Source organism: Stenotrophomonas rhizophila (genome assembly GCF_003751305.1).
GTDB lineage: Bacteria > Pseudomonadota > Gammaproteobacteria > Xanthomonadales > Xanthomonadaceae > Stenotrophomonas > Stenotrophomonas rhizophila_B.
Map to the genome: position 1 here is coordinate 418,938 of NZ_RJKV01000002.1, position 25,654 is coordinate 444,591.

Below are 25,654 nucleotides of genomic sequence, written 5' to 3' on the forward strand. Positions count from 1 at the left end.
AATCCTGCGTGTGGCAATCGAGGTTGGCAATGACGTTCTCCCCCGCATCCGGGCCGGCCGCGCCTGCCTCCCTGCCGCTGCTGCAGGGGCGCGCCGGGGTGGCGCATTGGATCGCCACCGTGGGCCTGTTCTGCATGCCGGCGCTGGTGTTGACGCTGCCGCAGAACCTGCTGCCCTACGGCATCCTGTTGCTGCTGAGCACGCTGCTGGCGCCGGACTACCTGTGGCGCGCGCGTAGCCTGGCCGGGCGGCCGGTGAAGGCCTTGACCTGGCTGGTGGTGGCAGCGATTGCCTTTGCACTGCTCTCGATCTATCTGTTCGAGCAGGGTCTGCGCGATATCGACAACCGCTCGCGGTTCGTGGTGATCCCCTGGATCGCCCTGTGGGTCTGTGCACTGCGGCCGGACATCCGCTGGCTGTGGAGCGGGGCGCTGGCCGGTCTTCTCGGCACCATGGTCCTGTCGATCCTGCAGGTGGCCGGCGGCGCGCCGCGTGCCGACCTCAGTACCAACGCCATCGTACTGGCCGACATCGTGCTGGTGCTCATGGTGCTGGTGGTGTTCTGCCGGCCACACAAACGTTGGACATGGGTGATCGTGGGCATGGTCGCCGGCTGCGTCACCATCGTGCTCAGCGGCAGCCGGGGTGTCTGGTTGGCCCTGCTGGCGTTGCTGGTGGTCATGGCGATGAGCCTGCGCTGGCGTACCGGGCCTGCTCGATTGGGCGTGCTGCTGGCGTTGGTGGCGATCGCCGGTACCTTGACCCTGACCATCCCGAGCCTGCGTGAGCAGGTCCGCCTGACCGAGCTCAAGCATGACGTGGTGCGGATGGAGCGCGGTGACAGCGATTCCTCGGCCGGTGCGCGGCTGGAGCGCCTGCAGGTGGCCTATGACACCTTCCTCGACCATCCGCTGACCGGCGTGGGCATCGGCCATTTCGACAGTGCCATGCAGCGGCTGCCGGTCTGCCGCGACGATCCGGGTGAGCTGCGCTGCCATCTGGGCCATGCGCACAACGATCTGGCCGAGTGGGCCGCGACCCAGGGTGCACCTGGCCTGCTGTTGCTGCTGGCCATCTATGGCGTGCCGCTGTGGGTGTTCACCGGCCTGCACCGGCGCAGCGGCGAGCAGGCCTTCCGTGGTCCGGCGGCCGCCGGAATCATGGTGGTGGTGACCTATGTGCTGTGCGGGATCACCCAGTCGATGTTCGCGCACCAGATCACGGCCAGCTTCTACGTCACCATCGTCGGGCTGCTGGCCGGACTGTCGATCGTTCAGGGCCATACCCGCCGGGTGGAGTTGGCACAGGCCAGGGCTCAGGCGCCTGGCTGATCCCGTGGCGGATCGGTCACCGGCTGCCCGTTCTGCAGCATCCACAGCATGATGGTCTTCTGGCGTACGTAGTTGGCGCGCACATAGGCATACACCAGCCCGTGCCAGCCATCGCGGAAGCCGCCGCGGAACAACAGTCCGCGCCAGAACCGCCACGCCGGGGCAAGGATCAGCTTGGGCAGGGTGGCGCGCTTGCCGCGCGCGAACTCGTGTTCGGCCATCATCCGTGCGTAGCGCTGGGTCTTGAGCAGCTGCTGCTCCAGCGAGCGGTAGGGGTAATGGATCAGATCGCCGGGCAGGGTACCCACCGCGCCATCGACGCTGGCCGCCTCATGGATCTCACGCTTGCCGCGCCAGCCGCCATGGCGGCGGTCGAACAGGCGCAGGACCCGGTCCGGGTAGGCGTTGCCATGCTTCAGGAATTTGCCGAAATACTCGGAAAGCCGTGCGAACCGGTAGCCGTGGTGGCCGGCGAAACCGTTGGCCTGGGCGGACAGGATCGCCTCGCGCAGGGTGTCGCTGATGCGCTCGTCGGCGTCCAGGCACAGCACCCAGTCATGCGCGGCCTGCTCGACGCAGAACGCTTTCTGGCTGCGGAAACCATCGAACGGACGTTGCAGCACCCGCGCCCCGGCGGCGGTCGCGATCGCCACCGTGGCATCGGTGGACTGCGAGTCCACCACGATGATCTCATCGCAGAAGGCCAGCGAGGCCAGACAATCGCCGATGCGGTCGGCTTCATTGAACGCGATAATGCAGGCCGAAATGCGAGGCCGTTCAGTGGGAGCGGTCGAGGAGGACATGATGGCCGAGTACCTGCTGTTTGCGACGGAGCGTTATGCGCTGCCCATTCTCGCCCCTCTGGCGCAGGCGTTGCACGCATCCGGTCAATCGGTGTCGGCCTGGTTCGCCGATGGCGCCGCTGGCGCGTCGCTGCCCGGCGTGCCCAATGCAGGCCTGAAAGACGCGCTGGCACTACGTCCGCGCGCGGTGTTCAGCGCCGCCAACTGGGTGCCGCCGTTCATTGCCGGGGCCAAGGTGCAGGTCTTCCACGGCTTCAACGTGCAGAAGCGCGACAGTGCCCGCGGCCACTTCCGGGTGCGCGGCCTGTTCGATCTGTACTGCACGCAGGGCCCGGCCACGACCACCCCGTTCCGCGAGCTGGCCGCGCGCGAGGGCCACTTCGCCGTGGCCGAGACCGGCTGGCCCAAGCTCGATCCGCTGTTCCGCGATGACGGTGGCCTGAGCGCGGGACTGCGCGTGCCGGCACAGGGCCGCCCGGTGATCCTGTTCGGCTCGACCTTCACCGAGCGGCTGAGCGCCGCGCCGCATCTGTACGAGCAGATCGCGGCCGATATCGCCCGTGGCGAGCACTACTGGCTGCTGACCCTGCACCCCAAGTGCGCCCCGGAGCTGTTCGACCGTTACCGCGCGCTGGCAGGCCCGCATGCGCGCTTCATCGAGCCGGAACAGGTGATGGCCGCGCAGCGCGCCGCCGATGTGCTGGTCTCGGATACGTCCTCGATCGTCTCCGAGTTCATCGTGCAGCACAAACCGGTGGTGACCTTCCGTAACCGGGTTCCGCAGCCGCACATGATCGATTTCGACGATGCCACCCAACTGCCGGCGATGCTGGCCCAGGCGTTGAATCCCACCCCGGCGTTGATGGCCGAAATCCGGCGCTACGCCGATACCATCCATCCGTTCCGCGATGGGTATTCGGCCGAGCGGGTGATCGCGGCGACCGAGGATTTCCTGTCCGGTGAACTCGGCACGCTCAAGCGCAAACCGTTCGGTGCGTGGACGCGTGGTCTGCAGATCCGCAAGGAGCTCGGGTATTGGGGGCCGGCGAAGCGGTAAGACTGCGGTCGCGATTCCTGCCAGATTGCGAGCAGCCGGCCAGCGGCCGGCACTACCGGGATAGTGAGGCTGCGTGGATGCGCTCCTACCAGCGCAGGCGACGCTTCGCCAACGCGCGGCCCAACTGTTGGTACACCGCACGCGCCTCCGCTTCCGGCAGGTACTGCAGCACCAGCGGCGTGCCCATGCCTGCACCCGCGGTATCCAGCCATACGCTGGCGGTGCCCAGCCGGCGGTCCAGCGGCGAGCGGGTCAGGCGCAGCGCCTGCAGCTTGTCCAGTTCGGCAAAGCGCCACCAGCGCTGCCACCAGCCGCCGCGCACGGCGACGTAGTCGTCATCCAGGTGATAGCCGATGCGCGCCATCTGCCGGTGCGCGCGGAACGCCGACCACGGCAGCCAAAGCAGCAACACCGCGCCCCACGGCCCGCCGTACCAGATCGCCGCCGCCGTCAGCAACGGAACGATGCACAGCGCGGCCAGGCACAGCCGCCACCAGCCGCGCATCTGCACCGGCTGCCAGCGCGCTGGCGGCCACTGCAGGTGCGGCAGCAGATGCTGGACCAGCCCATCGCAGACGGCCGGCGTCGCCAGCGGCGCCAGCTCGCGCAGGTCACGCCGCTCACCTTCGCCGGGGTTGCCGGCAGCGATATCGATACGCAGTTGCCGGCGCTGGAACCAGCGCTGCAGCGCACTCTCGCGCAACGTCCAGGCCTGGATCCGGCGCCGCGCCACGCTGGTGCGCATGCGGGTCAGAAGCCCACTGGCCACGGTCAGCCGGCGCTCGTGCTCACTGAGCCGGAAGCCGTAATAGCGCAGCAGCGCGAGCACCACCGACAACACCCGCAGCATCACCCAGAAGCCCACCACGGCGACCACCGCGGCAATGGTCCACAGCCACATCCCGGGGTGCAGGTGGCTGGCATACCCGAAGGCCTGCCGACCGCCGGCCTCGATCACATCGGAGACGCTGCCACGCGGGAACAACTGCACCATCGCGCCCAGCACTGCCACCACCACGACCCAGCCGCGGTTGGACAGCAGGCCGATACGGACCACCTCGCCCGGGTTCAAGGCGAGCAGCACATCCTCGGCCGGTTCGGCCGCAGCGGCGTCGCCCTCGGCCGTGGCCGGCACTGCCTGACCGCGCTGGCGTACCAGGCGCTCCAGTGCCAGCGCCTGATCCAGTTTGAGCACCCGCATTTCCGCTTCGGGGCGATGGCCGCCGGCCGATTCCAGCTTCAGCTCGGCCACGCCGAACAGGCGGTGCAACGGGTTCTGGTGGACCACCACGTTGTGGATGCGGGCGAAGGGGATCTCGCGACGATTGCGCGCGAACACCCCGCTGCGCACGGTGATGGCCGACGCGCCGATCCGATAGCGATAGGTGAGGTACTGCAGCACCGAGTACGCAACCAGCGCCACCACGGCGATCACCGGGCCGAGTGACAGCCACAGCTCATCGCGGTCGCCGCGCTGGCCGAACACCACCAGCGCGATCAGCGGTACCAGGCCCTGACGCAACTGCATCAGCAGCACGAACAGCCATGACCAGGGATGCAGCCGCTGCTCCGGCGCGGCATCAAGCGGCGGCGGGGTACTCACAGTGCGTCGTCGTCCTGGTCCAGCTGGTGCGCAAGGGTGTCGCGCAGGCGCTCGGCATCGGCGCTGTCCAGCCCACTGAGCGTGACCGCACTGAAGCGGCTGCCGGCGGTATGCACGACCAGCGTGCTCAAGCCGGCACTGCGTTCGATCGGGCCACGGCGCAGATCCAGGTGCTGCACGCGCGAGGTCGGTACACGGGTTTCGTTCTGCCAGAGCAGGTCGCGGCGCAAGCCAAGGCCCTGCGCATCCAGCCGCCAATACGTGCGGCGCTGGCGGCGAAACGCGAGGGCCGCACCGATCAGCGCGCCGAGCACGACCATGCCGGTTGCGCCCCACCAGCGTCCCGGCAGATCGAACACCACCCACAGCGCGCCGAGCACGCCACCCAGCAGGAGTGCGCCGGCGATCGCACCACCGAACGCGGCCAGCGAGGCCGAACGCAGGGGCATCGCCTGCCAGTCGGGGGCGGCCGGCAACAGCGGCAAGGGCGGCGGCACGGGAGTGTCGAGAAGTTCGGACAAGGCAAGGCGCTCGGCTGGAAAACGGACCGGGCGCATGCGTACAGGTGCAACCGCCCGTGGCGCAGACGGTAGCAGGTTGCCGTGGGCTATTGCGCGGCCTGGATCAGTGCGTCCACATCGAGCAGGTGGCCGGCGCGTTCGGCCTTGGTGCGCAGGTACTGCTCGTTCTCGGCGGTGATGTCGCCGGTGACCGGCACGCAGTCGACCACGTCAATGCCGGCATTGCGCAGGCGCTGGGCCTTGGTCGGGTTGTTGCTGAGCAGCTGCACACGGCTGACGCCCAGGCCCTGCAGCATCGCCACGGCACTGCCGTAGCGGCGCTCGTCGGCACCGAAGCCAAGCTGTGCATCGGCGTCGATCGTGTCCAGACCGTCGTGCTGGTAACCGTAGGCGCGCATCTTCGCGGCGATACCGGTGCCGCGGCCTTCCTGGTCCAGGTACAGCAGCACGCCGCCGCCGAGGTCCTTGAGCTTGCGCAGGCCGCGCCGCAGCTGGTCGCCGCAGTCGCACTTGAGCGAGCCGAACAGATCACCGGTCAGGCAGGAGGAGTGCACGCGAACCGGCACCACGGCGGACAGATCCGGGGTGCCCACGATGATGGCGACCTGGTCACGCTGGGCCACGCCGCCGCGGAACACCGCGAATTCGGTCATGCCGACCTCGCGCAGCGGCACCGGCGAGCGGGCCACCAGTTCATACGCATGCGCGGCCTGCTCGGCGCCCTGACTCAGGTCGCACAGCGAGACCTGCGCGCAGTCGTCGAAGCGGCGGTCATCGGCGGCCAGCAGCACGCCGACCATCGCCGGCAGCAGCAGGCCGAGGCGGGCGATTTCCACCGCGCCATCGTCCAGCGCTTCGCCACCGGTCCAGCCCGGGGGCATCGCACCGGGGTCGCGCAGGTAGCTGAGCGAGGGCAGGGCATCGAAGTCGATGCCGGCCAGCGGCACGCGCGCGCCCCGATCGGCGCTCACCCCGAGCACACGGGCGCGGGTGGCGGTGAGGAACAGGTAGTGGCGATCTTCCGCGGCCGCGGCAAAGGCGGTGAAGCTGGTGCGGGTACTGCTGTCCAGCGCGATGAAAGCCAGGCGCTGGCCCTGGCCATCGTCGATCACCACCGGACGGCCGGCACGCAGTTCGGCCACCGCGCGCTCGCAACGGATCGCGGCCGGGTCGCCGAACAGGGAAGAAGCAGAGGACATGTCTGGGGCCGTGGGGGACATCGTGGTTTCCACAGTGGGGACGGATCGCGGCGATTCAATCGCACCAGGGGCGCGACGCTGCGTCGCAGTCAGTGCGGATGGTCCTCGGTGGCATAGGGATCGTCTTCACCGCTCTGCGGTGGGCGCAGCGTATAGCGCTTGTAGGTCCACTGATACTGCGCCGGATCGCGCCGGGCGATGCGTTCGATCCCGGCATTGAGGGCGGTGGCCGCGGTGCGCGGGTCCGGATCGGCCACGGCCGTCGGGGTCGCTTCAATATGCAGGGCGAACTCCATGCCCGGGCCGATCCGCTCGCACCAGCCGTACAGCACGGTTGCGCCGGTGCGGTCGGCCAGCCGGTTGACCAGGGTCATGGTCAGCGCCTCCACCCCGAAGAAGGGGGCGAACACCCCGTCGCCGGCCTTGGGCTGCTGGTCGGGCAGGATGCCGGTGGCGCCGCCGTCCTTGAGGACCTTGAACAACTGGCGCACGGCCGGGCCCTCGGCGCGCACCTGCTGCACGTTGTCGCCGCCGCGGACCAGCTGCAGGAAGGCATCGCCCACTTCCTCATCCGGCGCCTTGTAGACGATCGCGATCGGCCCGCGCGAGGCCAGCCACTGGTTGAGCAGCTCCCAGTTGCCGTAATGCGGTGCCGCCACGATCACGCCTTTGCCGGCGGCCAGGGCGGCGTCGTACAGCGCCTCGCCGTGACGCTCGGTCAACCGCGCGAGATTGCGTTCGCGCGGCTGGGTCCACAGGCGCAGGGTCTCGATGGCCTGCAGCGCGGTCGAGCGCAGCACCTCGCGGTGGAGCACGGTGCGCTCGGCCTCGCCCATGTCGGGGTAGGCCAGCTCGAGGTTGCGGCGGGTGACGCGGCTCTCACGGGCATTGAGACGGATCCACAGCCAGGCCAGGACGGAGGCGAAGGCACGCAGCCAGGACCAGGGCAGGCGGGTGAACAGGGCAGCGGCGCGGTAGGCCAGGCGGGCAGTGGTGTGCGGTTTCATCACTGCAAAGTCTAGCCGCTGGCGGCCTGCCTGTCGGCGCGCGGGCACGTTAAGGTAGGCCGCCTTCAGTTGCGGAGCCTTGTCCATGCTTGTCCTGATCCAGCGCGTCAGCGAAGCCAGCGTCCGTGTCGAGGGGGCGGTCATCGGCCAGATCGGCTCCGGCCTGCTGGCCCTGGTGGGCATGGAACCGGGCGACAGCGAGGCCCAGATCGCCCGGATGGCCGATCGCCTGCTTGGTTACCGTGTGTTTGGCGATGAGGCCGGAAAGATGAACCGGTCCCTGCGTGATACCGGTGGCGGATTGCTGCTGGTCAGCCAATTCACCCTGGCGGCCGATACATCCAGTGGGATGCGGCCGGGCTTCAGTAACGCCGCGCCGCCGGCGGAGGCTGAACGCGGATTCAACCGGCTGGTCGATATCTGCAGACAAAAACACGCGCCGGGGGTGGAAACCGGCCAGTTTGGTGCCCATATGGTTGTCAGCCTGGTCAACGATGGTCCCGTGACCTTCCTGCTCAGACCCTAGCCCCCGGGACCACCGCCCGGGAACGCGGGGCGCCGGGCTGGTATAATGCTAGGTTCTATTCCCTCTCCCAGCCGGTGGCGCGAGCACTACATGGCCAACGAACGTCCTGCCCAGCAAAACGACATCAAGCTTCTGATCAGCAAGGGCCTGGAACAGGGCTACCTGACCTACGCCGAAGTCAATGACCATCTGCCCGACGACATCGTCGACCCGGAGCAGATCGAAGATATCATCGGCATGATCAACGGCATGGGCATTGATGTCCATGAAGTTGCGCCCGATGCAGAAACCCTGTTGCTCAACGATGGCAACACCGGCAACCGCGAAGTCGATGACACCGCGGCCGAAGAAGCTGCCGCCGCGCTGAGCGCGCTCGACACCGAAGGTGGCCGCACCACCGACCCGGTGCGCATGTACATGCGCGAAATGGGTACCGTCGAGCTGCTGACCCGCGAAGGCGAAATCGCCATCGCCAAGCGCATCGAAGAAGGTCTGGGCCAGGTCCAGGCCGCACTCGGTACCTTCCCGGTATCGGTGGAATCGCTGCTGGCCGACTACGACGCGCACAAGGAAGGCAAGAAGCGCCTGGCCGAAGTGATCGTCGGCTTCAACGATCTGGTCGAAGAAGTCCCGGCCCCGGCCGTGGCCGAAGACACCAGTGACGACGCTGACGACGACGCCGATGAAGAAGATGACGGCGACGACGTCGAGGAAGAGGCCGGCCCGACCGGTCCGGATCCGGAAGAAGTCGCGCGCCGCATGCAGGCCCTGAGCGATGCGTACACCGCGTTCAAGAAGGCCGCTGCCAAGGGCGACCGCAAGCCGCTGGCCAAGCTGCGCGACGACATGGCCGCCGTGTTCGTGACCCTGAAGCTGCCGTTGCCGCTGACCGATGTGCTGGTCAAGCAGCTGCGCGACGTCATGGCCTCGATCAAGTCCCACGAACGCCGCGTGCTGAACCTGGCGACCGTGACCGCGCGCATGCCGCGCAAGGACTTCATCCGCTCGTGGGAAGGCAACCAGACCAACCTGGAGTGGGTGGAAGACGCACTGAAGCGCAAGCAGAAGTGGTCCTCGGCCCTGCGTGACGTGAAGGATCAGATCATCTCCGAACAGCAGGCGACGATCGACATCGAGAAAACCACCTGGCTGGAACTGGACGAGCTGAAGGAAATCAGCCGCGCCATGGCCTACGGTGAAGCGCGTGCACGCAAGGCCAAGAAGGAAATGGTCGAAGCGAACCTGCGCCTGGTCATCTCGATCGCCAAGAAGTACACCAACCGCGGCCTGCAGTTCCTCGATCTGATCCAGGAAGGCAACATCGGCCTGATGAAGGCCGTGGACAAGTTCGAATACCGCCGTGGTTACAAGTTCTCCACGTATGCGACCTGGTGGATCCGCCAGGCCATCACCCGTTCGATCGCCGATCAGGCGCGCACCATCCGTATTCCGGTGCACATGATCGAAACGATCAACAAGTTGAACCGCATTTCCCGTCAGATGCTCCAGCAGTACGGCCGCGAGGCTACGCCGGAGGAGCTGGCCAAGGAAATGGACATGCCGGAAGACAAGATCCGCAAGGTGATGAAGATCGCCAAGGAGCCGATCTCGATGGAAACCCCGATCGGCGACGACGAGGATTCCCATCTGGGCGACTTCATCGAGGACACCAACGTGGAGTCCCCGATCGAGAACACCACCAACATCAACTTGTCTGAAACCGTGCGTGACGTGCTGGCCGGCCTCACCCCGAGGGAAGCCAAGGTGCTGCGCATGCGCTTCGGCATCGACATGAACACTGACCACACCCTCGAGGAAGTGGGCAAGCAGTTCGACGTCACCCGCGAGCGTATCCGCCAGATCGAAGCGAAGGCGCTGCGCAAGCTGCGTCACCCGAGCCGGTCCGAGCAGCTGCGCAGCTTCCTGGATATCGATTGATCGATACCGGCGCATCGCGTTGAAACCCGACAGACCCCGCGCAAGCGGGGTTTGTTTTTTGGGGCGGGTGGCGCCGCGTGGTGTACTCGAGCCTAGCGGCGGCGCAGCGGATGGAGGGGTGTTCGACGGGGTTGGGATCGCTAAGCTGATTTTGTGATTTCGTTGCGTTTTTCGTAACTTAATTACGGATTTTTTCTCGGTGTTCTGAGGGGTGATGTTATTTCAATCAATGGCTTATATGTTTAATTGGGTTGCGCTTCGCCGAAGATTGGCGTATAGACTCGTAACTTAACTCGTCCCGAAACTCAGGCCATGGCCCGTCCCCGTACCGTCCAGCTCCAGACGCTGTTCGACAACCTGCCTGCTGGCGAGGTCGTCCCAGCTGCCGATCTCGTCGATCGCCTGGGCGTCACCCGGACAACCCTGAGCCGTCTGGTCGCCGAGGCCGGGGACCGCCTGGTGCGACTTGGCCGCACCCGCGCCACGGCCTATGCCGTCCGCCAGCAGACCGCCGCGGGCAGCGAGTGGCCGCTGTTCCGGCTGGGGCCGGACGCCACCCTTGAAGAACTGGGCACGGTCGTGGCACTCACGGGCGAGACCTTCCACGTGGCGACCACCGCCGCACGCCCCAATCTGACCCGTTCGCCAGACGAGACCGTCGATGGCCACTTCCCGGGGCTGCCGTGGTATCTGGACGACCTGCGGCCACAGGGCTTCCTTGGGCGTACGTTCGCGCATCGTCGCGGCCGTGCTCTGGGCGTCCCCGACGACCTCAATCGCTGGCAATTGGGTGACACTCTGCAGGCGCTGGTACGTGCAGGGGGGACTGAAATCGGTGATCTCCTGCTTGGCGGCGACGCCGTGCAGATGGCGTTGCGCGCGCTCGATGCGCCTGGCGATCATGTCCTGGCCGGGCAGCGCGCACGTCGTTATCCCGAGCGCGCCGCAGCGGCACTGGAAGGCGAGGACGTCGGATCGTCGCCGGGTGGCGAGCAACCGAAGTTCACTGCCACGGTGGAGCATGAGGGAGGGCGCTATGCGGCGCTGGTGAAGTTCGCGCAGCCCACCGCAGGCGAGGCCGCCGAACGCTGGGCGGACCTGCTGGTCTGCGAGCACCTCGCCCTGCAGTGCCTGCGCGACGCGGGCGTGCCGGCAGCGGTGTCCGAGATCCTCCAGACCGACACGCATACGTTCCTGGAGGTGCAGCGCTTCGACCGCACCGTCGACGTGCTGGGCCGGCGCGGCTTCGTCTCGCTGTTGGCGCTGTCTTCGGCCTTCGTCGGTGACGTGACCGTGGACTGGGGGACCGCTGCCGACGCGCTGATGACGCAGGGCTGGGTCGATCGCGACGCGCAGGCCGCGATGGGAAGGCTGCACGCGTTCGGCCGGCTGATCGGCAACAGCGACATGCATCAGGGCAATCTGGGTTTCCACCTGGTCGACCGCGGCCCGCTGCCGTTGGCGCCCGCGTATGACATGTTGCCGATGTCACTGGCACCCTCGCGCACAGGGGTGCTGCGTGTGGCTACGCCGCTCGCCTCCATCGCGCCGGAGCGCAGCGGCCAGCTCGCGCACCTGCACTGGGCAGCGCCGCTGGCGGTGGACTACTGGCAGCGCGTGGCGGGCTCGGCGCTGCTGCGCTCGGGCGTACTGCGTGAGCTGGCTGCGGAGAATGCGCGTCGGGTGCAGGCGATGGGGCAGCGTTTTGGCTGATGTGAGGGTTGCAGTGGAAAGCGCCGGCGGGCCTCCACTACACTGTGCGGCCGCAAGGGCCTATAGCTCAACGGTTAGAGCAGAGGACTCATAATCCTTTGGTTCCAGGTTCGAATCCTGGTGGGCCCACCACTCCAAAAGGAGTGCGGCAGTATGTGTATCGCATGCGAGCGCTGAGACTTCGGCGATCCCTCAAGTACTGGTACCGAGCGCTGAAGCCTCGGAGGCGGAGTATGGGCGGCGCATCTACAGCGAGATCAAGATGTGGACAGGCGCAGCATTTGAGCGGCTGACACAGCTGCTGGCGCCCCGCCATTTGAACCAAGAGGCATCGACACGGAGTTGGTCGTTAGCCCAGTGCGCAGGGCGGCCCTGAAGAGGGACACAGGCCTGTCAATACGGGTCACGTATCCGTCATCGTTCGTAGCTTCAACAGAAGACGTTCCAAACGATCTGGTAAGCGTGGCGACGCCGTTGAATCGCACTTCACTAGCCAATGGAGCCAATGGTCCGGCAGTTGAGCGTGGGAAAAATCTATCGGAAACAGGCCTTCAACGCACAATGACTGCTGATAATTTGTGCTCATGGAGTATCTGATCTTGGCAGTTGTAGTACTCGTCATCTTCGCCATCTTTGGCGGGGTGTTCATTTGGATTGCCAGCATCGCCTGTTCCCTCTTGGCGGCCTTGCTCAAGCCGGCGGCTACCGAGCAACCGTGCCGTTGCAGCTGCTCCTGCTCCTGCCGCTCTGAGTCTCTTGAGGTCCACCAATGCCATGCTCGGCGGTCCCGAGTCGAGTAACCCGCATTTATCGGTCGGGGCAAGTATCGAAACTGCCGATCGATGGTTGTACAGGTGCTGTCCGAATTTCCGCATCTGGCCGACTGGTACAAGACTCGTGAAGCAATTCCCGATGGATGACGCCAGTGAAATATTCCGTAGTAGCGTCTATGGCCGAAGACATGAAACACGCCTGTAAAGATCTGGGAAAGGGGCCGTAATGATGTCTGCGCTCGAACAATAAAATAAGAATATACAAAAACAAAACACAGCACATTTTGTTCTTGTTAAGTGCGCGTGAACTATCGTTCCGCCCCGTTTTACGGCGACCAACCGGCGTTGCCGATTTCGCGATGCGGTGTTGCGCGTCGCTCCATCTGCGCGCGCCGTAGTGCCGCGCAGCTTTCCGTCGACCACGAGTCGGTTGGCTTTCAGAGAGGTTGAATCATGAAGCTCTTCATCATCCCGGCAGCCCTGGCCGCGACATTGCTTGTGACCGGTTGTACGACCAGCAGCTGGATCCAGGCAGCCGGTGGCGTGATGCAGGCAAAAGACGACTACGACAAGCAGGCACGCAACCAGCGCATCCGGGATGCCAACGCAGCCGCAGCACGGGCGCGCAAGCACTGAGCATGGCACCTTTGATCAGGTCGCTCGGGGTGGCGTGTAGTGTCTCCTCAGGCCCTTGCGGCTGCATGCCGAGAGTCCGCGATGCCAACGCGCGTCATCGCAGCAGCGATGGCGCCTGGTCAATCCGCCACGCGCCATTCAACGCAAGCACGACCGCGAACTTCCCGCACAGCAGTACGTCGGCTTCATTGTTCTCGCGCACGTAGCGGTCAGCCCCTGGGAGCATCAGGACTTCGACCTCGCCGATGAAGTCATGCCGCTCATGGTGCTGGCCACGCACCATCACGCGATACGGTCCGCGAAGCGTACGCACCACCGGGTGCCGGCCCGCGGCCTGTGTCGCCCCTACAAGATCGATCGCGTTCCCGCGGGGCATCCGCCAGGCGATGCGCTCGGGTTGGCCGAACCACTCCAACGCTTTCACCTCGCGCGTCTGCAGGGCCCGCGTGGGCGGTGTGCGGCGAAGTGCGGCTGCAGCCCGCTGGCTGCGCAGTGCGGTCCACAGCATGCTGCCTACGATGAACAGCCCGGCAACGATCAGGTAAACGAATACCAGGCCGAACCACGGCGAGCTGTTGGGAATGCCCAACAGCATCGCAACAAAGACGAGCAGCATCGCCCATCTGATCCATTCGTTCGAGGTTGTCGGTTCTGCCATGTTCGCTTTCTTCCGCCACACTCCGCGGCGTGCGGAGAGCCGCCTATTCTGACACCGGGCGGCGGGCAGAATTCAGGTGTCGGAACGTTTTCCCACGCGTTTCACGACGACGACTAGCACCGCAGCAATGGCCACGGGCATAAGCATCACTGCGAGAATGACGAGCCAGTGGTAGATGCTGAAACTGCCCATGCGTGATGTCTCCTGATGGTCGGCCCAATCCTACTATCGATACGTGAATCGCGCTCCAGTGGGTTTCGGCGAACCGCTCCTGGCAGACGCCTTTCGTCACCCTGCCATTGGGCAGGTGCCCCCGCGCAGGTGCAGTGCTAAAACATCCAGCAACACCCCGCTCAGGCTCTGGATGATGAAGCAACGCTACTCAACGCTGTCGGCCTGCCTGACGCTTCTGCTGCCCACGGTCGCGTACGCCGGTGTCGACCTCGCCTCGCTCGACAAGGAGATGGTCGGCCCGCGCACCGAGATCCTCGTGCTGGGCAGCATCCACCTGAGCGAGCACGAGGCCTTCGATCGCAAGGCACTGGATCCCCTGCTGGACAGGCTGGCGGCGTTCAAGCCCGGCTTCATCACCATCGAAGCCATCAGTGGTGAGCAGTGCGATCTGGCCAAGCGCCATGCAGCGGTCTACGGTGATGATTACTGCGCCAGCACGGAGACGGCGAAAGCGGCCACGGGATTGGAGGTGCCGGCTGCGATCGTACGGGTCAACACGACGTTGGCGGCGTGGCCGGCTGCCCCCACCGCCGCGCAACGCCGTCAACTCGCGGCGCTGTTCCTCGCCGCTGGCGAGCGGGCGTCTGCCTATGTGCAATGGCTGCAGCTGCCCGCGGCCGAGCGACGGGCAGGTGATGGCCTGGACGACAGCCTGGTCGAACTGCTCAAGCAGCTTGGCACCCGCAAGAACGAGAGCTATCAGATCGCCGCAGTGCTCGCGGCGCGACTCGGCCAGCAGCGTGTGTACGCCATCGATGATCACACCGGTGATAACCACCAGATTGCGGATCGCAAGGCGTTCGGCACGGCGCTCCAGCAGGCGTGGAGCACCTATGGACCTGCGCTGGATGCCATGACCGAACGCGAAGCGGCCTTCATCGCCTCCAACGACGTGCTCGGGCTGTATCGCAGCGTCAACGATCCCGCGGCGCTGCAGGTGCTCGCCGAGTCCAACGTACGCCCGACGCTGGCCGCCGTGTCACCGCAGCACTACCCGCAGATCTGGGTGCAGGGCTGGGAAATCCGCAATCTGCGCATGGTCGCCAACATTCTCGAGGTCGTGCGTGACCACCCCGGTTCCCGGGTCCTCTCCATCGTCGGCGCCTCGCACAAGCCGTGGTTCGACGGTTGGTTGGGGCAGATCTCCGGGGTGGATATGGTGGATGCACAGGACGTACTCAAGGAATAGAGGGCGCCGCTCGTGGCACCCTCCATGCTGCCTCAGAAACGATAGCCTACCTCCGCACCGACGATGCGCGGCCGGTCGATGGGGCCGTAGTAGTTGCCGTCGCGCCCGAACGCCAGGTTGTCGAAGATCAACCCATTGATGCGCCGCTTGTTGGTCAGGTTGTCGACGTACACGCGGGTGCTCCACGGTCCGGTTTCATAGCCGAGCTGCACGCCGAGGATGGCCACAGCCGGTTGATAGGCGCGGTTGCGCTCATCCAGGGCCATGCGCCCGTTGAACGAGGATTCCACGCGGGCGAACAGCCCGGAGCGATGCTGGTAGCGTGCGGCAAGGTAGGCCGTGTACTGCGGGGTGAGTTTGACGTCGTTGCCGGCCAGGCTCTCATTGGCGCCGACGAACAGTTTGCGGTACTCGGCGTCCACGTAGCCGGCGTTGGCGGTCAGCGTCAGGCCCGGCAGGACCTCCAGCGCGCCTTCCAGCTCCACCCCACGCGAGCGGATGGATGCATCCGAGCCGACATAGTCCGAGGAGATCGGCCGGCCGTTGGCATCGGTCGCCAACTGGATTTCCTGCCAATTGTCCGACGTGATGTGGAACACCGCACCACCGATATGCCCGCGCCCGCCGAGCAGGTTCATCTTGAAGCCGAGCTCATGGCTCCACATCATTTCCGATTCGTAGCGCAGCACTTTGTCGTTGACGACGTCACTCTGCGCGGCCGCCAGATTGAAGCCACCCGGAATGTAGCCCTTGGCGGATGCGGCGTAGAACGAGAGCGTGTCGCTGGCGTCGTAGCGCAGTGAGACGCGCGGGAGCGTGGCGGTGAACGTGTGTGCGAGTTCGGCATCGCGGTAGAACACCAGGCCGCCCGGGCCCAGATCGAGCGTGCCTTCACGCTGGCGGGTGGAACGCTTGGCCTGCTCATGGCGCAGGCCGAGGCTAGCGGTCAGTTTCGGCACCGAAGGTGGGGTGTAGCTGGCGGTGCCGAACACGCTGTAGTCCTGCCCATCCGAGCCCTGCAGCGGGGCGAGGTCATAACTGCCGAGGCCACGCAACGGTGGGCCGACCAAGGTGCCGAGGATGGAATCCTTGTGGTGTCGGTAGGTAGAAACGCCGGCGATGTAGGTGAGCGTTTGATCGCTGGGGGAGCTGAAACGCAGTTCGCCGTTCCAGCTGTGCTGCTTGTCGTAGATGCGGCCTGCCAACGCGGGCGTGGCGGTCATATCGAAGTCGTAGCCGGCGGAGGTGTCCTCCTCTTGGCGGTAGGACAGTGCCGCGTCCAGCGTGCCACCGGACAATTGCCATTGCGCGCTGGTCCCGGCCACGGTTTCATTCTTGGTGGTGCGCTTGGGCGCATCGTTGATGTAAGTGAAGTCACCAGTACGACGGCCGCCGTTGAAGAGATCGCCGTAGGTACGGTTATACAGGCCGACATCCAGCGGTAGATATTCGTATTCGAACATCCCGGGTGCACGCGTGCCCAAGTGGTAGGCGATCGCATTGATGGCCAGCGTATCGGTCGGTTCCCAGCGCAGCTTGCCCTGCAGATAGGTTTCCTTGACCTTCCCTTTGACGCCGTTGAAGGGCGTGAGGTTCTTGAGGTGGCTGTCTTCGTCCGAGGCCATGAACGCCACCGAGCCGAACAACCGGTCACTGTGGCCCAGCGCGCCGCCGAGGAAACCATCCACGCTGCTGCCGTGGCCGTTGCCGAACGAGGTGACGCCGACATTGACCTCGCCCTCGGTGGTGGCCGACGGTGTACGCGTGCGCACCAGTACCAGGCCGGATTCGCTGTTTGCCCCGTACAGCGTCCCCTGTGGGCCGCGCAGGATCTCCACCGACTCCACATGGTTCAACACCGCGTTGCTTAACTCGCGGAACGGAATGCCATCGATATAGACCGAGGCCCGGTTGACCAGAAACGGGTTGGACTCGATGCCGCGGATGGAGATGAACATATCGCTGAGCTGACCCATCACGTTGAACTTCACGTTGGGGGCCAGCTTGTCCAGGTCGCGGAACTCGGTGACGTGCGCTTCTTTGAGCGCTTCGCGGTTGAGTACAGTGACCGACATGTCGCTCTTGAGGTACGGGGTATCGCGTTTGCTGCCGGTCACTACGATGCCGTCCAGCTCGGTGGCCTTGGCGGCCGGGGTGGACTGGGCCCGGGCGGGTGCACTGGGCAGCAACTGAAGCGCGGCGAGCACGGCGCCGGCAAGTACAGCGTGTTTCACGAGGAGCCTCTGGGGTGGTGGCGCGCACCACGGTGATGGGGAGGAATCGCCAATGTTATTGTGTAACAATCAGGTGCCGCTGCTCCATTTCCGGAGCGGCCGCTCCAGAACGGGACACCCGATGACCTGCGCCTCTGCCTCACCAACGACTGCCGTGGCTGCACGCGTGGCGGCCGAAAGTGGCGGTCCGCTGGACGCGTGCGTTGGCAATGCCGACGGCTCGGTGCTGATGCTCCGCCATACGTTCGCCGCGGCGCAGGGCGCGATGGGCGAGGGCAGTGCGTTGCGCATCGGGCTGCTCACTGGCGGCGGCGGCGCCCTGTATCAGCGCACGGCGCTCGGACGCATCGCGCAGCCCTGGCGCGCAGGCGCGTTCAATGTGGTGCTGCCGGACTGCCCAGGCGAATTCCGCAGCCCAGCGCTGGCGCTGCTGGGCTTGGCCATCGACGCGCGGCATCTGCAGGGGCACGACGTGCGCTTGGAGCAGCTGCATCGCGCAGCATCGACGCTGCAGGAGGACCCGGTGATCGCCTCGGTGATGGGGGCACTATGGCACTGCGCTGAAGCGCATGCAGGCTCAGCCGCGTTCTTCGAGCACGGTATCGATCTGGTCATGACGCGGCTGGCAGGACTCCCGGTTGCGGCGCCCGCGACGCGACGCGCGTTGTCGCCGGTGCACGTCAAGCGCGTTCAGGCCCTGATCGAGGCCCATCTCGGCGATGACCTTGGCGTTACCCGCATGGCGCAGGAAGTCGGTCAGGAGGCCAGTGGATTCAGTCGCGGCTTCCGGCTGGCGACCGGCATGACGCCCTACGCGTACCTCACCTGGCGCCGGATGGAGGCCGCCAAGCCGAGGCTGCTGGCAGGCCACAGCGTCACCGAGGTCGCCTTGGCGATGGGCTATGCCAACCCTGGCAAGTTCGCGGCGGCGTTCCGAAGGGTGACCGGGCAGGCGCCGTCGCGATGGGCAGGCAATGCCACGCGGTGATCAGGGCTGCGCCGCGCCAGTGTCCAGGCCGCCCACCGGTTCGGTCTCGAACCGCTCGCCGAACCCCGTGATCATCGGCCGCGCTTTCGCGATCGCCGCCTGGACAGACGGCAGTGTCAGCGAGGCACGGTGCAGTTCCTGGCTGTCCCAGACCTCGGTGATCCAGATTGCCTCCGCCGCGGTCGGGTCTCGCGCCACTACGTAGCTGCGGCAGCCCGGCATTGCGCTGGTGCCCTCCAGCAGGATCGCGATGACGGCGTCGCGCTGGCCGGGCGCGGTCAACATCTTGCCGATCAAACCGTACATGGGCGCGTTCCGGGGCAGGGGGGTGCCCGCATCCTGCGCGCCGCCGCCACGGCCGTTCAATGGCCGCCGGTTTGAGGCCCCCGTCGCCCTGCGGTATCCTGCGCGCCCCTCCTGCTCCGGCCGCCGTGTGATGACGCCACCCTGATACCGCGTTGACGACGCGCCGGCCCTTGCGCTGGCTCAGGGAGTGCCTTGTCTTCATCACACAACGCGCCGTGCGCATCGCCGGTGCGTGGAGTCTGTCCATGTCTGTGTCCTATCCGCTGCGCCAGCAATGGCTCGGCAACATCCGCGGTGATCTGCTGTCCGGTGCCGTGGTCGCCCTCGCGCTGATCCCCGAGGCGATCGCCTTTTCCATCATTGCCGGGGTCGACCCCAAGGTCGGCCTGTACGCCTCGTTCTGCATCGCGGTGGTCACCGCCATCGCCGGTGGCCGGCCGGGCATGATCTCCGCGGCCACCGGCGCGATGGCGCTGGTGATGGTCGATCTGGTCCGCGACCACGGCCTGCAGTACCTGTTGGCCGCCACGATCCTGGCCGGACTGCTGCAGATCGTCGCGGGCACGCTCAAGCTCGGTGCACTCATGCGCTTCGTTTCGCGCTCGGTGATCACCGGCTTCGTCAACGCACTGGCCATCCTGATTTTCCTGGCGCAGTTGCCCGAGCTGATCGGGATGCCATGGACGGTGTACGCCGTGTGCGCGGCCGGCCTGGCGATCATCTATCTGCTGCCGCTGCTGACCCGGGCGGTGCCCTCACCGCTGGTGGCGATCGTGGTGCTTACCGGGCTGTCGATCTGGCTTGGCCTGGACATCCGCACCGTCGGCGACATGGGTGCGCTGCCGGACAGCCTGCCCACCTTCCTGCTGCCGGATGTGCCGCTCACCTGGGAGACGCTGCGCATCCTGCTGCCGGTCTCGGCCACGCTGGCGGTAGTCGGTTTGCTGGAGTCGATGATGACCGCGCAGATCGTGGAAGACATGACCGACACCCCCAGCCAGCGCAACCGCGAGTGCGCCGGGCAGGGCCTGGCCAACATCACCGCCGGGCTGTTCGGCGGCATGGGTGGCTGCGCGATGATCGGGCAGTCGGTGATCAACGTGTCCTCCGGCGGGCGTGGCCGGTTGTCCTGTCTGGTGGCGGGTGTGCTGTTGCTGCTGCTGGTGGTCTACGGCGCGGACTGGGTCCGGCAGATTCCGATGGCCGCCCTGGTCGCGGTGATGATCATGGTCAGCATCGGCACCTTCCACTGGCGCTCGTTCGCCGAGTTCCGGCTGCACCCGAAAAGCTCCTCGGTGGTGATGCTGGGCACGGTGGTTGTGACCGTGGCCACCCACGATCTGGCCAAGGGGGTGCTGACCGGGGTGCTGCTGTCGGCGCTGTTCTTTGCCCGCAAGGTGGGCCGGATGCTGGACATCGCCCAAGCCGACACGGCCGACGGTACCCGTGTCTACAGAGTCAGCGGGCAGGTGTTCTTCGCCTCGGCCGGGCAGTTCGCGGCGGCCTTCGATCTGCTGCACGTGCCCGCGCGCGTGGTGATCGATCTGACCGAGGCGCACTTCTGGGACCTCAGCGCGGTCGGTGCGCTGGAGCGGGTGACCGGCAAACTGCGTGCACGCGGAGCGCAGGTGGAGGTGGTCGGGCTCAACGCGGCCAGCCAGACACTGGTGGAGCGGCTGGGGCGGGGCGATGCCTCTGCCGGCGGACACTGAACACGGTCAGAAAGCCGTGCTAAACATCGCGGGCCTATCGCCGTTATCCAACTGAGTCCCTTCTCTGGGCGGGCACCGTCGCGGTGCCTGCAGGCGGCAACTTCACAGGGCGGGACGGTGGCATCGATCCCCGATCTCCGCCGGCCGCGCCGTGATTTCACCGCGCGCGTGCCGGCCCGCAATGGACTGCGTGTTTCCGTGGCGGCGCATGTCTGCGTCCGCCGGTATGCCCTTTTTCCGGAACCGCCCCCATGCCCGTGTCCCGCCCCACCGCGTCCAAGCGCCCCGGCAGCATCGCCAACCGACTGATGCTGGGTACGGCGTTGATCGCCATGCTCTGCTTCGGTGTCACCGCCGCGATCAGCTATCGGGAAGCCAGCGCGTCGCTGGTCGATGCCTCCCGCCACACCATGCAGAGCGAGGCCCAGGCGGAAGCCCTGCGGGTGAGCGGTGATCTGTCCAGCGCCTTCGCCACCAGCCAGGCGCTCGCACAGAATCTGCTCGTCCAGCGCGCTGCGGGAACGCTGTCACGGGCGACGGTGTCTGCGGTGATCCACCAGCAGGTGCAGGTGCACCCGGAATGGGTGGGCTTTGGCACGTTGTGGGAACCCGACGCCTTCGATGGCAAGGATGCCGAGTTCGTCGGCGCCGAGGCACACGATGACACCGGCCGATTCATGAGCTACTGGGCCTGGCACGACGGTGCGCCGATGCAGGATGCGCTCACCGGCTATGACGTGCCCGGCGATGGCGACTGGTATCTCAAGCCGAAGGCGCTCAAGCGGCAGACCGTGGCCGAACCGTACACCTATGAAGTCGGCGGCCAGAAAGTGCTGATGACCACGCTCTCCACCCCGGTGATCGATGAGGGGACGTTCGTTGGTGCGGTGACGGTGGATTTCGCGCTGGCCGCATTGCAGAAGCACCTGGCCGCGTTGCGCCCGATGGGCGAAGGCCATGTCGAACTGATCTCGCCCGGTGGCATCGTGCTGGCCGCGCAGGACCCGCAGGAAATCGGCAAGCGCCGCGACGACGCCCTGACCGCGGCGATGCTGGCAGCGGTCAAGGCAGACAAGCCCTTCGATGCCTTCGAGCCGGATGCGGCAGGTAATGTGAAAACCTACGTTCCGCTGCGCATCGGCGGCAGCCAGGAGCATTTCGCGCTGGGCGTGGTCGTGCCGCATGCGCTGATCACCGCGCAGGCGCGCGCGCTGCTGTGGATCATCCTGGCCGTTGGCCTGGGCGCGGCACTGGTGCTCAGTGGCAGCGTGTACGTGTTGCTGCGCCGGCAGGCGATCCGCCCGCTGGCCGATGCGGTCCGTCTCTCGGCCGACGTCGCCGAGGGTCGTCTGGATACGCCGCTGCCGCCCGCGCGCAATGACGAGGTCGGCCGACTGCTCGAATCGATGCAGCGTATGCGCAGCCAGCTGCGCGCAGTGATGGCCGCACAGGGTGAGATGGCCCAGCGCCACGAGGCGGGCGAGCTGAGCTACCGCATGGACGCCCATACCTTCCCGGGCGAGTACGGCAAGATGGTGGAAGACACCAACCAGCTGGTGGGCGCCAATATCGCGGTCACGCGTCGTCTGGTCGAGGTGATGCAGCGCTATGCGGTCGGTGACCTGAGCCAGGACATGGATCGTCTGCCCGGTGAGCAGGCCGCCTTCACCGCCGCGATGGATACCACCAAGGCCAACCTGCGCGCGATCAATACCCAGATCGGCGATCTCGCCGGTGCCGCGGCAATGGGCGATTTCAGCCAGCGTGGCGACGTGGTGCGCTTCGATCACGACTTCCGCGCGATGGTCGAAAACCTCAACACCATGATGCAGGTCAGCGACGACAACCTGCAGCAGATCTCCGCGCTGCTGCGGGCGATCGCCGCCGGCGATCTCACCGCGCGCATGCAGGGCGATTTCCACGGCGTGTTCGCGCGGATGCGTGATGATGCCAACACCACCGTGGTGCAGCTGACCGACATCGTCGGCCGCATCCAGCAGGCCACCGGCAGCATCAACCTCGCTGCCGGTGAGATTGCCGCAGGCAACAGCGACCTGTCGCGCCGTACCGAACAACAGGCCGCCAGCCTGGAAGAAACCGCCGCCTCGATGGAGGAACTGACCTCCACCGTGCGTCAGAACGCGGACCATGCCGTGCAGGCGAACCAGCTCGCCGCGGGCGCAGCCGATGTGGCGTCGAAGGGTGGTGAGGTGGTCGGCAAGGTGGTGACCACCATGGCCGGGATCGAGGCGTCCTCCAAGCGCATCGCCGAGATCATCTCGGTGATCGACGGCATCGCGTTCCAGACCAACATCCTGGCATTGAACGCAGCGGTCGAAGCGGCGCGTGCGGGCGAGCAGGGCCGTGGTTTCGCGGTGGTCGCCACGGAAGTGCGCGCACTGGCGCAGCGCTCGGCGGGCGCGGCGAAGGAGATCAAGGGGCTGATCGACGATTCGGTCACCCAGGTGAGCGCGGGCTCCGCGCTGGTCCACACCGCCGGCCGCACCATGGAAGAGATCGTCACCGGCGTGCGCCGGGTCAACGACATCATGGCCGAGATCTCGGCGGCGTCGAAGGAGCAGTCGGCCGGTATCGAGCAGGTCAACCAGACCATCACCCAGATGGACGAAACGACGCAGCAGAATGCCGCACTGGTCGAGGAGGCCACGGCGGCTGCGCGCGCGATGGAAGAGCAGGCGCAGCAGCTGGGCACGGCGGTGGCGATCTTCCGGCTGCAGGCCCATCCGGGCACGCCGGCCGCGCCGGTGCGTCGTAGTGCGCCTGCGCGCGGTACCTCGCGCGTACCGGTGGCGGCGGTGGCGAGTGAGGAGTGGCAGACGTTCTGAGGCCGGATCCTGCCGATTACTCCCGTTGGTCGGCGCGCTCCATCGCGGTGGTACGTCGGGCGTTGATGTAAGCCAGCAGGCGGTGCCCGGCGCGTATGCCGGGTACTTCAATGAAGCGATAGCCAAGCTGTGCCAATGGAATGGCGATGCCAAGCGTCAGCGCTGCGCAGGCAAGATAGGCCAGATCCGGTTGGGGTACTGACGTCTGGATACGTCGGAACACCGGTATGAGCAGCGCAATGACGATGGGATGGGCCAGATAAAGCGAGTAGCTGACCTGGCCGAGGTACGTTGTAGCGCGGTTGACCACCGCCGACAGCGGGAACAATGACATGCCAAGAAGCAACACGGCATAGGTGGCGCCGAACAGACCCCAGCCGATAGCCGGGGATAGAGCTGCGCGTGCACTGGCGAGCGTCAGCCCGATCAGCACAGTGCCACCGATGACCAGCAGCCCCATGCCGCAGCGCCGAGCCTTGCTCGGCTGCATCACGTGAAGTGCCTTGAAGGCGTGATAGGCAAGAATGCCGTAGAGGAACACAGGCAAGTGGCGCAGCAGGCCGTAGTCGCCAGTCGCCGCCAACCCTGGTGCGCCAAGCATGCCCGTGACCGCAAGCAGGCTGATGATGGTGCCCAGAAGCGCCGCCACGCTGGCTCGCGTCAGGGTGTGGATAAAATGGAAAAGTAGTGGAAATACTGCATAGAAGAGCATTTCTACACCAATGGCCCAGCTGGCCCAGACGATCCCGGCTTCCCATCCGTCAAACAGGTTGAACGTGAACGTCACATTGGCCAGGATTTCAGTCGCAGAGTGACCAGCGTGGCTGCCACGGCCATCGCGCCAGATCGAGAAAGCCAGCAGCACGAAGAACAACGGCGCGATACGAAACACCCGATGCAGGTAAAAGCTCAGCAGCGGTCGGGGCGTCGCGGCGTGGCGCGGCATTGTGTATGCCAGCGAGAACGCGCTGATGACGAAAAAGAGCGCGACGCCGGTACCACCCATTGCCAGGATCGCGCCCAGTACTGGGCCTGTCGCCAGTGCAGGTGATGGCATTGCCATTACATGGAAGATGACCACATAGACGGCAGCAAGCCCACGCAGGGCATCGAGGAACGCGAGTCGGTTTGACGGAGCCATGACGGTCCTTGTCCAGGCAGGTGGCAACCCTCCTTTCGGCAGGAGGTCTACATGCGGGCGGGAGATGAACTCCGTGCATGCTATCACCCGCATAAGGCGCTGCCAGAGTGCGGGCTTCTCAGTTTGCTTGCCCGGTGAGGGCATCAACGACAGGCTCGATTCGTTTCAATGGGGGAGTGCGGCGGTCTCATTGAAGCAGCGCCGCCCGAGCCGCAGCGCCAGGTGGACCAGTACGATCAACACCGGCACCTCCACCAAGGGCCCGATCACGGCAGCAAATGCGACCGGTGAGCCCAGCCCGAAGGCGGCGATCGCCACGGCGATGGCCAGTTCGAAGTTGTTGCCCGTTGCGGTGAAGGCGATGGCGGTGGTGCGCGGATAGTCGCGTGCGATCCAGCGGCCCATGAAGAAGCTCAGCAGGAACTGCACGAAGAAGTAGATCGTCAGTGGGATGGCGATACGTACCGCATCCATGGGAATGCGCACCAGATCGCCGCCCTTGAGGCTGAACATCGCCACGATGGTGAGCAGCAGTGCGACCAAGGTGACCGGGCTGATGGCGGGCAGGAAGCGCGTTTCGTACCAGTCAGCCCCGCGCACGCGCAGCAGCAGGCGTCGCCCCAGATAGCCCGCCGCAAAGGGGATGCCCAGATACACCAGCACCGCGCCGGCAATGGTCCAGGTGCTGACATCAATCACGCTGCGCTGCAATCCGAACAGCGGCGGCAACACGGTCAGAAACAGCCACGCATAGACGCTGAAGAAGGCGATCTGGAACAGGGAGTTGAACGCGACCAGGCCTGCCACGTACTGGTTGTCGCCGCGCGCGAGCTGGTTCCAGACCAGCACCATCGCGATGCAACGGGCCAGACCAATCAGGATCAGCCCGGTCATGTACTCCGGCCGGTCGTGCAGGAACACCGCGGCCAGCGCGAACATCAGCACCGGTCCCACCACCCAGTTCTGCAGCAGCGACAGCGCCAGCACGCGCTTGTCGGCGAAGACGGCGGGCAGCGCCTCGTACTTCACCTTGGCCAGTGGCGGGTACATCATCAGGATCAGACCTGCTGCGATCGGCAGGTTGGTACCGCCGATGGTCATCGCGTCCAGCGCGGCGGGCAGGCCATCGAAGACGGTGCCCAGTACCACGCCGAGCGCCATCGCCGCGAAGATCCACAGGGTAAGCCAGCGGTCCAGAAAGGACAGGCGGGAGGTGGCACGTGTCGTCATCGCGATGGG

Annotated in this window: 21 protein-coding genes and 1 tRNA gene; 11 read left to right on the forward strand and 11 right to left on the reverse strand. The window is 66.0% G+C overall.

Going from position 1 to position 25,654, the window contains the following annotated elements:
• Positions 1-29 precede the first annotated feature (29 nt).
• Positions 30-1,331 (forward strand): O-antigen ligase family protein, encoded by a 1,302-nt coding sequence (locus tag EDF74_RS10435; protein WP_123730066.1) that lies wholly within the window; start codon positions 30-32, stop codon positions 1,329-1,331.
• Here the strand turns inward: EDF74_RS10435 and EDF74_RS10440 are convergent.
• Entirely contained in the window at positions 1,316-2,134 is an 819-nt protein-coding gene (locus EDF74_RS10440) for a glycosyltransferase family 2 protein (RefSeq protein WP_123730067.1), read from the reverse strand. The two genes, EDF74_RS10435 and EDF74_RS10440, sit on opposite strands and share 16 nt — an antisense overlap.
• Here EDF74_RS10440 and EDF74_RS10445 point away from each other — a divergent pair.
• A complete protein-coding gene (locus EDF74_RS10445; protein WP_123730068.1) occupies positions 2,133-3,191 on the forward strand; it encodes a CDP-glycerol glycerophosphotransferase family protein in 1,059 nt (352 codons plus the stop codon). The two genes, EDF74_RS10440 and EDF74_RS10445, sit on opposite strands and share 2 nt — an antisense overlap.
• An 85-nt stretch (positions 3,192-3,276) precedes the next feature.
• Here the strand turns inward: EDF74_RS10445 and EDF74_RS10450 are convergent, their stop codons facing one another.
• The 4 genes from EDF74_RS10450 to EDF74_RS10465 form a co-directional block, all read right to left on the reverse strand.
• Complete coding sequence (locus EDF74_RS10450; protein ID WP_123730069.1) at positions 3,277-4,794, reverse strand: PH domain-containing protein; 1,518 nt, start codon at positions 4,792-4,794, stop codon at positions 3,277-3,279.
• Positions 4,791-5,243 (reverse strand): PH domain-containing protein, encoded by a 453-nt coding sequence (locus EDF74_RS10455; RefSeq protein WP_123730852.1) that lies wholly within the window; start codon positions 5,241-5,243, stop codon positions 4,791-4,793. The genes EDF74_RS10450 and EDF74_RS10455 overlap by 4 nt, the downstream gene beginning before the upstream one ends.
• 158 nt (positions 5,244-5,401) lie before the next feature.
• Entirely contained in the window at positions 5,402-6,514 is a 1,113-nt protein-coding gene (gene ribA, locus EDF74_RS10460) for a GTP cyclohydrolase II RibA (RefSeq protein ID WP_123730070.1), read from the reverse strand.
• 89 nt (positions 6,515-6,603) lie between these two features.
• A complete protein-coding gene (locus EDF74_RS10465; RefSeq protein ID WP_123730071.1) occupies positions 6,604-7,521 on the reverse strand; it encodes a lauroyl acyltransferase in 918 nt (305 codons plus the stop codon).
• A gap of 85 nt (positions 7,522-7,606) precedes the next feature.
• Here EDF74_RS10465 and dtd point away from each other — a divergent pair, with 85 nt between their 5' ends.
• The 4 genes from dtd to EDF74_RS10485 all read left to right on the forward strand — a co-directional run bounded on the left by dtd (position 7,607) and on the right by EDF74_RS10485 (position 11,830).
• A complete protein-coding gene (gene dtd, locus EDF74_RS10470; RefSeq protein ID WP_123730072.1) occupies positions 7,607-8,047 on the forward strand; it encodes a D-aminoacyl-tRNA deacylase in 441 nt (146 codons plus the stop codon).
• Positions 8,048-8,137: 90 nt separating this feature from the next.
• A complete protein-coding gene (gene rpoD, locus EDF74_RS10475) occupies positions 8,138-9,985 on the forward strand; it encodes an RNA polymerase sigma factor RpoD (protein WP_123730073.1) in 1,848 nt (615 codons plus the stop codon).
• 312 nt (positions 9,986-10,297) lie between these two features.
• Positions 10,298-11,698, forward strand: a complete 1,401-nt coding sequence (yjjJ, locus tag EDF74_RS10480) for a type II toxin-antitoxin system HipA family toxin YjjJ (RefSeq protein WP_123730074.1) — start codon at positions 10,298-10,300, stop codon at positions 11,696-11,698.
• Positions 11,699-11,754: 56 nt separating this feature from the next.
• Positions 11,755-11,830: transfer RNA gene (locus EDF74_RS10485), tRNA-Ile, on the forward strand.
• Between the two features lie 419 nt (positions 11,831-12,249).
• Here the strand turns inward: EDF74_RS10485 and EDF74_RS18115 are convergent.
• Positions 12,250-12,474 (reverse strand): hypothetical protein, encoded by a 225-nt coding sequence (locus EDF74_RS18115; protein WP_148045941.1) that lies wholly within the window; start codon positions 12,472-12,474, stop codon positions 12,250-12,252.
• A gap of 450 nt (positions 12,475-12,924) precedes the next feature.
• Between EDF74_RS18115 and EDF74_RS10495 the strand changes: the two genes are divergently transcribed.
• Positions 12,925-13,107, forward strand: coding sequence for a hypothetical protein (locus EDF74_RS10495; RefSeq protein ID WP_123730076.1), 183 nt, complete (start codon positions 12,925-12,927; stop codon positions 13,105-13,107).
• Between the two features lie 94 nt (positions 13,108-13,201).
• Here the strand turns inward: EDF74_RS10495 and EDF74_RS10500 are convergent, their stop codons facing one another.
• Positions 13,202-13,765 carry an intracellular growth attenuator family protein gene (locus EDF74_RS10500; RefSeq protein WP_148045942.1) on the reverse strand — a complete coding sequence of 188 codons (564 nt, stop codon included), beginning with the start codon at positions 13,763-13,765 and terminating at the stop codon, positions 13,202-13,204.
• 367 nt (positions 13,766-14,132) lie between these two features.
• On the opposite strand from EDF74_RS10500, the gene EDF74_RS10505 reads away from it, so the two are divergent.
• Positions 14,133-15,188 carry a DUF5694 domain-containing protein gene (locus tag EDF74_RS10505; protein WP_123730078.1) on the forward strand — a complete coding sequence of 352 codons (1,056 nt, stop codon included), beginning with the start codon at positions 14,133-14,135 and terminating at the stop codon, positions 15,186-15,188.
• A 32-nt stretch (positions 15,189-15,220) separates the two neighbouring features.
• Here EDF74_RS10505 and EDF74_RS10510 read toward each other — a convergent pair whose 3' ends face one another.
• The gene (locus EDF74_RS10510; RefSeq protein ID WP_123730079.1) at positions 15,221-17,422 is read right to left on the reverse strand and encodes a TonB-dependent receptor; all 2,202 of its coding nucleotides are present in this window, start codon (positions 17,420-17,422) and stop codon (positions 15,221-15,223) included.
• A 154-nt stretch (positions 17,423-17,576) separates the two neighbouring features.
• Here EDF74_RS10510 and EDF74_RS10515 point away from each other — a divergent pair, with 154 nt between their 5' ends.
• Entirely contained in the window at positions 17,577-18,410 is an 834-nt protein-coding gene (locus tag EDF74_RS10515) for a helix-turn-helix transcriptional regulator (RefSeq protein ID WP_184997204.1), read from the forward strand.
• Here EDF74_RS10515 and EDF74_RS10520 read toward each other — a convergent pair whose 3' ends face one another.
• On the reverse strand, positions 18,411-18,716 hold the full coding sequence (locus tag EDF74_RS10520; protein WP_123730081.1) for a putative quinol monooxygenase: 306 nt from the start codon (positions 18,714-18,716) through the stop codon (positions 18,411-18,413). It lies immediately after the preceding gene.
• Positions 18,717-18,961: 245 nt separating this feature from the next.
• Between EDF74_RS10520 and EDF74_RS10525 the strand changes: the two genes are divergently transcribed.
• Both EDF74_RS10525 and EDF74_RS18390 read left to right on the forward strand, forming a co-directional pair.
• Positions 18,962-20,428 (forward strand): SulP family inorganic anion transporter, encoded by a 1,467-nt coding sequence (locus EDF74_RS10525; protein ID WP_123730082.1) that lies wholly within the window; start codon positions 18,962-18,964, stop codon positions 20,426-20,428.
• 251 nt (positions 20,429-20,679) lie between these two features.
• The gene (locus tag EDF74_RS18390; protein WP_123730083.1) at positions 20,680-23,274 is read left to right on the forward strand and encodes a methyl-accepting chemotaxis protein; all 2,595 of its coding nucleotides are present in this window, start codon (positions 20,680-20,682) and stop codon (positions 23,272-23,274) included.
• A gap of 16 nt (positions 23,275-23,290) precedes the next feature.
• Here the strand turns inward: EDF74_RS18390 and EDF74_RS10535 are convergent, their stop codons facing one another.
• Together EDF74_RS10535 and arsB are read right to left on the reverse strand one after the other, a co-directional pair.
• On the reverse strand, positions 23,291-24,415 hold the full coding sequence (locus EDF74_RS10535) for an acyltransferase family protein (protein ID WP_123730084.1): 1,125 nt from the start codon (positions 24,413-24,415) through the stop codon (positions 23,291-23,293).
• Positions 24,416-24,580: 165 nt separating this feature from the next.
• On the reverse strand, positions 24,581-25,645 hold the full coding sequence (gene arsB, locus EDF74_RS10540) for an ACR3 family arsenite efflux transporter (protein WP_123730085.1): 1,065 nt from the start codon (positions 25,643-25,645) through the stop codon (positions 24,581-24,583).
• Between the last annotated feature and the right edge of the window lie 9 nt (positions 25,646-25,654).